The 7,337-nt window shown below is 67.1% G+C and carries 7 protein-coding genes; 2 read left to right on the forward strand and 5 right to left on the reverse strand.

Going from position 1 to position 7,337, the window contains the following annotated elements; genetic code table 11:
* The 5 genes from ACI2L1_RS36865 to ACI2L1_RS36885 all read right to left on the reverse strand — a co-directional run.
* A partial coding sequence (locus tag ACI2L1_RS36865) for a DUF475 domain-containing protein (protein WP_404743794.1) occupies positions 1-838 on the reverse strand: 838 nt, incomplete at its 3' end.
* A 126-nt stretch (positions 839-964) separates the two neighbouring features.
* Positions 965-1,540, reverse strand: coding sequence for a TerD family protein (locus ACI2L1_RS36870; RefSeq protein WP_404743795.1), 576 nt, complete (start codon positions 1,538-1,540; stop codon positions 965-967).
* A gap of 100 nt (positions 1,541-1,640) precedes the next feature.
* A complete protein-coding gene (locus ACI2L1_RS36875; protein ID WP_404743796.1) occupies positions 1,641-2,216 on the reverse strand; it encodes a TerD family protein in 576 nt (191 codons plus the stop codon).
* Positions 2,217-2,340: 124 nt separating this feature from the next.
* The gene (locus ACI2L1_RS36880) at positions 2,341-2,799 is read right to left on the reverse strand and encodes a peroxiredoxin (protein WP_404743797.1); all 459 of its coding nucleotides are present in this window, start codon (positions 2,797-2,799) and stop codon (positions 2,341-2,343) included.
* Between the two features lie 110 nt (positions 2,800-2,909).
* Positions 2,910-3,341, reverse strand: coding sequence for a DUF3052 domain-containing protein (locus ACI2L1_RS36885; RefSeq protein ID WP_164428760.1), 432 nt, complete (start codon positions 3,339-3,341; stop codon positions 2,910-2,912).
* 343 nt (positions 3,342-3,684) lie between these two features.
* On the opposite strand from ACI2L1_RS36885, the gene aceE reads away from it, so the two are divergent.
* Complete coding sequence (gene aceE, locus ACI2L1_RS36890; protein ID WP_404743798.1) at positions 3,685-6,417, forward strand: pyruvate dehydrogenase (acetyl-transferring), homodimeric type; 2,733 nt, start codon at positions 3,685-3,687, stop codon at positions 6,415-6,417.
* A 63-nt stretch (positions 6,418-6,480) separates the two neighbouring features.
* Complete coding sequence (locus ACI2L1_RS36895; protein ID WP_404743799.1) at positions 6,481-7,218, forward strand: ion channel; 738 nt, start codon at positions 6,481-6,483, stop codon at positions 7,216-7,218.
* Positions 7,219-7,337 lie beyond the last annotated feature (119 nt).

The following is a 7,337-nucleotide window of genomic DNA, read 5'->3' on the forward strand; positions in this document are numbered from 1 at the left end:
CGATGTCGTTGGTGATGGCGAACGCGCCGATCACACCGTCGAAGGAGAAGGAGGCGTCCAGGACCTCCAGGTAGAGGAACATGAAGAACGCGGCCTGGCCGGCCATCAGGACGGCCGACTTGGGCTTGCCCTCGCGCTCGGCCCGCTCCTCTTCCTCGTGCTCGCGTTCCTCCTCCTCTTCGAGCTTGTCCTCGAAGTAGCCGGAGAGTCCGCCGACGACCATGTAGGTGATCAGGCCCGCGATGCCGGAGATCAGGACGGTCTGCGCCTTGTCGACATGGGTGCCGCCGTGCTGGTGGGCGTGGGTCGCGAAGGTGAACGCGGAGATCAGCAGGACGACCAGGGCGATGCACACCGACAGCATGTCGACCTTGCCGAGCTTGGCCAGCGGCCGCTCCAGCCAGCGCAGCCACTGGATGTCCCGGTCCTCGAAGATGAAGTCCAGGAAGATCATCAGCAGGAACATGCCACCGAACGCGGCGATCGCCGGGTGCGCGTCGGTCACCAGCTCCTGGTACTGGTCCTTGTTGTTGAGGGCGAGGTCGACCGCCTCGATGGGCCCCAACTTGGCGCTGATGGCGACGATCACGACGGGGAAGACCAGCCGCATCCCGAAGACGGCGATCAGGACGCCGACGGTGAGGAAGATCTTCTGCCAGAAGGCATTCATCTTCTTCAGGATTCCGGCGTTGACCACCGCGTTGTCGAACGACAGGGAGATCTCGAGGATGGAGAGGATCGCCACGATTCCGAACGCCTCCCACCCCCCGTAGAAGACGGCGGCGACCAGGCCGAGCGCGGTGACCGCGAACGACCAGCCGAAGGTTTTGAGAACCACTGGCTACCCAATCCGTACGTGTACGGGGTTCCCCCGTGCCGCACTCGGCTTTACGAAGACTTGAAGCCGAAGTCTAGTCGGGCCCTCGTCGTACCCCACCCGGCCCCGGCTTTTGCTCATATCGCGTTATGAGACGTTGACCCCGAAGTCGAGTGCGATGCCCCGCAGACCGGACGCGTACCCCTGGCCCACCGCCCTGAACTTCCACTCGCCCTGGTGGCGGTAGACCTCGCCGAAGATCATCGCGGTCTCGGTGGAGGCGTCCTCGGAGAGGTCGTAGCGGGCCAGTTCCTGGCCGTCGGCCTGGTTGACCACTCGGATGAAGGCGTTGCTGACCTGGCCGAAGGTCTGGCCGCGGTTGTCGGCGTCATGGATGGAGACCGGGAAGACGATCTTGTCGCACCGCTCCGGCACCTTGGAGAGGTCGATCAGCAGCGACTCGTCGTCGCCCTCGCCCTCACCGGTGAGGTTGTCGCCGGTGTGCTCGACCGAACCGTCAGGGCTCTTGAGCTGGTTGTAGAAGACGAAGTACTCGTCCCCCAGGACGCGCCCGCCCGCGCACATCAGGGCGCTGGCGTCGAGGTCGAAGTCCGCTCCGGTGGTGGAGCGCGCGTCCCAGCCGAGTCCGACCATCACCTGGGTGAGGTTGGGTGCGGCCTTGGACAGGGAGACGTTGCCTCCCTTGGCGAGCGTGACGCCCATGTGCTGTTCCCTCCCCGAGAGTGTGCTTCCGTGCTGTTCCTGCACGTCCGGCGCCGCACGCAAACGGTGCGGCGCCGGACGGAAGGGACCGGGGTCGGTCCTAGACGTTGACGCCGAAGTCCTGGGCGATGCCGCGCAGGCCCGAGGCGTAGCCCTGGCCGATGGCCCGGAACTTCCACTCGGCGCCGTTGCGGTAGAGCTCGCCGAAGACCATGGCGGTCTCGGTGGACGCGTCCTCGGAGAGGTCGTAGCGGGCGATCTCGGCGCCGCCGGCCTGGTTGACGACGCGGATGAACGCGTTGCGCACCTGGCCGAAGGACTGCTGACGGTTCTCGGCGTCGTAGATCGAGACCGGGAAGGTGATCTTCTCGACGTCGGCCGGGACCGCGGCGAGGTTGACCTTGATCTGCTCGTCGTCGCCCTCGCCCTCACCGGTGAGGTTGTCACCGGTGTGCTCGACCGAGCCGTCCGCGCTCTTGAGGTTGTTGAAGAAGACGAAGTTGGCGTCGCTGGCGACCTTGCCTGCCGCGTTCAGCAGCAGTGCGCTGGCGTCCAGGTCGAAGTCCGTGCCGGTCGTGGTGCGGACGTCCCACCCCAGACCGACGATGACCGCGGTCAGGCCCGGGGCCTCCTTGGTCAGCGATACGTTGCCGCCCTTGCTGAGGCTGACTCCCACGAGTCCTCCATTTGGTGTCCAGGGGCCGGGAGCCCCGCATTGCGTTCGATGTCGGATGCTGCCGGATCAACGATTCGATCCTAGTGACGGGTTCCCGACCCACGCAGTCCCTGGAGGCGAACAATCACAGGGTGTCGAGCGCCTTCACGTACTCGTTCAGGTCACGGGCGTCCGGCAACGCGTTGACGACGGTCCAGCGGACCACGCCCTCCTTGTCGATGACGAAGGTGCCGCGCACCGCGCAGCCCTTGTCCTCGGCGAAGACGTCGTAGGCGCGGGAGACCTCGCCGTGCGGCCAGAAGTCGCTGAGCAGCGGGTACTCCAGGCCCTCCTGCTCGGCGAAGACACGCAGGGTGTGGATGGAGTCGTTGGAGACGGCGAGCAGTTGGGTGTCGCGGTCCACGAACGTGGGGAGGTTGTCACGCAGTTCGCACAGCTCACCGGTGCACACGCCGGTGAAGGCGAAGGGGTAGAAGAGCAGCACGACGTTCTTGCTGCCGCGGAAGTCGGACAGCTTCACGGTACGGCCGTGGTTGTCCTTGAGCTCGAAGTCGGGGGCCTTGTCGCCGACCTGGATCGCCATCGCGTGGATGTCCCTTCGGGGGGCTGTTCGAGTGACGGAACCACCCTACGCAGCGATCGGCACAGGGAAGCGGAGGGGCCGGTCGCGCCGGCCCGTCCGCTTCCACAGGGCTACTTCTTGGACTTGGCCGCCTTGGGCGTCACCAGTCGGCTGCCGCTCCAGTCCTTGCCCACACTGACGCTCTTGGAGGCGGACAGCCCGGCCGTCGTCGCGGCTTCGGAGATGTCGCTCGGCTCCACGTAGCCGTCACGGCCGGTCTTCGGCGTCAGCAGCAGGATCGAGCCGCCCTCCTCGATGTACGTGGTGGCGTCCACCAGCACATCGGTCAGGTCGCCGTCGTCGTCGCGGAACCAGAGCACCACGGCATCGGCGACGTCGTCGTAGTCCTCGTCCACAAGGTCGCTGCCGATGACTTCCTCAATGGCCTCGCGGAGTTCCTGGTCTACGTCGTCGTCGTAGCCGATCTCCTGGACCACCTGCTCGGGCTGGAACCCCAGCCTTACGGCAGGGCTCGTCTCCGCGTGGTCCGCGGTCGCGCTCACGGGTTGCCTCCTGATCATGTCTTGGTGATTGTCTCAGCCTCGCGCGTGCGCGAAGCGTTGGCCGTAGTCCACACGGGCGGGGCGGATCGCGCAAGTACCCGGCGTTTCAGACCGCCGAAACGGTGACGTTCCGGAACGTGTCGACGCAACTCCAGGCACATCATCACGGTAGCCCCGTGACGCATGCCACACCTTTCTGCCCTCTTTGCGTGTTTGGGAACCATACCCGGGCGCGGGGGCAAGGGTTACCCCGGAGTAGAGATGACGTTTGGCCCCCCGAGGTACACGATGGGGAGCGGTGCAGACATGCAGAAATACGGCCCTCTGACAGGTAAGGAACAGCGTGGCTTCCGGATCCGATCGCAACCCGATCATCATTGGCGGCCTTCCGAGTCAGGTTCCTGACTTCGATCCCGAGGAAACCCAGGAGTGGCTCGACTCCCTCGACGCCGCGGTGGACGAGCGCGGCCGGGAGCGGGCCCGCTATCTGATGCTACGGCTCATCGAGCGGGCCCGTGAGAAGCGCGTGGCCGTGCCCGAGATGCGCAGCACGGACTACGTCAACACGATCCCCACCAGGGCGGAACCCTTCTTCCCGGGCAACGAGGAGATCGAGCGGAAGATCCTGAACGCCACCCGGTGGAACGCGGCCGTGATGGTCTCGCGCGCCCAGCGTCCCGGGATCGGCGTCGGCGGGCACATCGCCACCTTCGCCTCCTCCGCGTCCCTCTACGACGTGGGCTTCAACCACTTCTTCCGCGGCAAGGACGAGGGCGACGGCGGCGACCAGGTCTTCTTCCAGGGCCACGCCTCCCCGGGCATCTACGCGCGCGCGTTCCTGCTCGACCGCCTCAGCGAGGGCAACCTCGACGCGTTCCGCCAGGAGAAGTCGAAGGCGCCGTACGGCCTGTCCTCGTACCCGCACCCGCGGCTGATGCCGGACTTCTGGGAGTTCCCGACCGTGTCGATGGGCCTCGGTCCGATCGGCGCGATCTACCAGGCGCGGATGAACCGCTACATGCAGGCGCGCGGGATCGCCGACACCTCGAAGTCGCACGTGTGGGCTTTCCTCGGCGACGGCGAGATGGACGAGCCGGAGTCGCTCGGCCAGCTGACCATCGCCGCCCGCGAGGGCCTGGACAACCTGACCTTCGTCGTCAACTGCAACCTGCAGCGGCTCGACGGCCCGGTGCGCGGCAACGGCAAGGTCATCCAGGAGCTGGAATCGGTCTTCCGGGGCGCCGGCTGGAACGTGATCAAGCTGATCTGGGACCGCACCTGGGACCCGCTGCTCGCGCAGGACCGCGACGGCATCCTCGTCAACCGGATGAACACCACCCCTGACGGCCAGTTCCAGACGTACGCCACCGAGTCCGGCGCCTACATCCGCGACCACTTCTTCGGCGACGACCAGCGGCTGCGGGCCATGGTCGAGGGCATGACCGACGACCAGATCCTGCACCTGGGCCGCGGCGGTCACGACCACAGGAAGATCTACGCGGCTTTCAAGGCCGCCGTGGAGCACAAGGGCCAGCCGACGGTCATCCTCGCCAAGACCGTCAAGGGCTGGACGCTGGGCCCGAACTTCGAGGGCCGCAACGCCACGCACCAGATGAAGAAGCTGACGGTCGACGACCTCAAGGGCTTCCGCGACCGGCTGCACCTGCCGATCTCCGACAAGGAGCTGGAGTCGGGCGCGCCGCCCTACTACCACCCGGGCCGGGACTCGGAGGAGATCCAGTACATGCATGACCGCCGACTGGGTCTCGGCGGTTATGTACCGACGCGTGTCCTGCGCGCCAAGCCGCTCGCACTGCCGGACGACAAGACGTACGCGACCGTGAAGAAGGGCTCGGGTCAGCAGTCGATCGCCACGACCATGGCGTTCGTACGACTGCTCAAGGACCTCATGCGGGACAAGGAGCTCGGGCGTCGGTTCGTGCTGATCGCGCCGGACGAGTACCGCACCTTCGGCATGGACTCGTTCTTCCCGAGCGCGAAGATCTACAACCCGCTCGGCCAGCAGTACGAGTCGGTCGACCGCGAACTGCTGCTGGCGTACAAGGAGTCGCCGACCGGGCAGATGCTGCACGACGGCATCTCGGAGGCGGGCTGCACTGCCTCGCTGATCGCCGCGGGTTCGGCGTACGCCACGCACGGCGAGCCGCTGATCCCGGTGTACGTCTTCTACTCGATGTTCGGTTTCCAGCGCACCGGTGACCAGTTCTGGCAGATGTCGGACCAGCTGGCGCGCGGTTTCGTACTGGGTGCGACCGCCGGCCGTACGACCCTGACCGGTGAGGGTCTTCAGCACGCTGACGGTCATTCGCAGCTGCTCGCCTCGACCAACCCGGGCTGTGTGGCGTACGACCCGGCGTTCGGGTTCGAGATCGCGCACATCGTGCAGGACGGGCTGCGCCGGATGTACGGCCCGGACAGTGAGGACATCTTCTACTACCTCACCGTCTACAACGAGCCCATCCAGCACCCGGCCGAGCCGGAGAACGTCGACGCCGAGGGCATCCTCAAGGGCGTCTACCGCTTCAGCGAGGGCACCTCGGGGTCGATCCCGGCGCAGATCATGGCGTCCGGTGTGGCCGTGCCGTGGGCGGTCGAGGCGCAGAAGATCCTCGGCGAGGAGTGGAACGTCAAGGCGGACGTCTGGTCGGCGACCTCCTGGAACGAGCTGCGGCGCGAGGCGGTGGCCTGTGAGGAGTACAACCTGCTGCATCCGGAGGAGGAGCAGCGCGTGCCCTATGTGACGCGCAAGCTGGCCGGGGCGCAGGGCCCGTTCGTGGCCGTCTCCGACTGGATGCGGGCGGTTCCGGACCAGATCTCGCGGTGGGTGCCGGGCACCTACCAGTCGCTGGGCGCCGACGGGTTCGGCTTCGCCGACACCCGGGGGGCGGCTCGGCGGTTCTTCCACATCGACGCGCAGTCGATCGTGGTGGGTGTGCTGACGGAGCTGGCACGGGAGGGGAAGGTGGACCGGTCGGTGCTGAAGCAGGCGATCGACCGGTATCAGCTTCTCGATGTGTCCGCGGCCGACCCGGGCGCGGCGGGCGGCGACGCGTAGTCGTACCGGTCGTGTGGTTCCCCGCGCCTCTGAAGGGGCGCGGGGTTCCCTACGATGCGTCCTATGCAGGAAGACTCCGCGCAAGCCCGTTGGGAACACTTGACGCAACGGCCGCTGCTGGCGCTCGCGGTGGTGTTCGCCGTCGCCTACGCGGTGCCGATCGTGGACACCACGGCCGGGCCGCCCGTGACCCGCGCGTGCACGGTGGTCGAGTGGGTGGTGTGGGGGTCGTTCGCCACGGACTATCTGGTGCGGCTCGTGCTCACCCCGCGGCGGCGGGAGTTCGTCCGTACTCACTGGCTTGACCTGTGCGCGGTCGTGCTGCCGCTGCTCCAGCCCCTTCGGCTGCTGCGGCTGGTCTCCACGCTGATGCTCGTGGGGCAACGGGCGCGGATGGCCTCGCAGATCCGGGTGACGACGTATGTCGCCGGATCGGTCGTCGGACTGCTGATGTTCGGGTCCCTGGCCGTGCTCTCCGTCGAACGGGACTCACCGGACGGGAACATCCGGACGCTGGGTGACGCGGTGTGGTGGTCCTTCACGACCATGACGACCGTCGGATACGGCGATCACGCCCCGACCACCGGTCTGGGCCGGATGGTCGCGGTCGGGCTGATGCTCTCGGGGATCGCGCTGCTCGGTGTCGTGACCGCGAACATCGCCGCCTGGTTCATCGAGCGGTTCGAGAAGGACGACGTGGAGGAACGCCAGCAGACGGAGGCGATCCTGTCCCTGGCGGAAGAGGTACGGGCGCTGCGGGCAGAGGTAGCGGCCCTGCGCGAGACATCCGTCGGCAGCTGACGAAAGCCCCGGCCCCAAGACGCGGGCGGGCCCCCGGTCGTCCCACCGGGGGCCCTCCCCTCACGCGCCCCGGGTCAGAACAACCCGCTGCCCGGGGTGGCCGCTCCGGCGATCCAGAT

This window comes from Streptomyces sp. NPDC019531, from assembly GCF_044903305.1.
GTDB lineage: Bacteria > Actinomycetota > Actinomycetes > Streptomycetales > Streptomycetaceae > Streptomyces.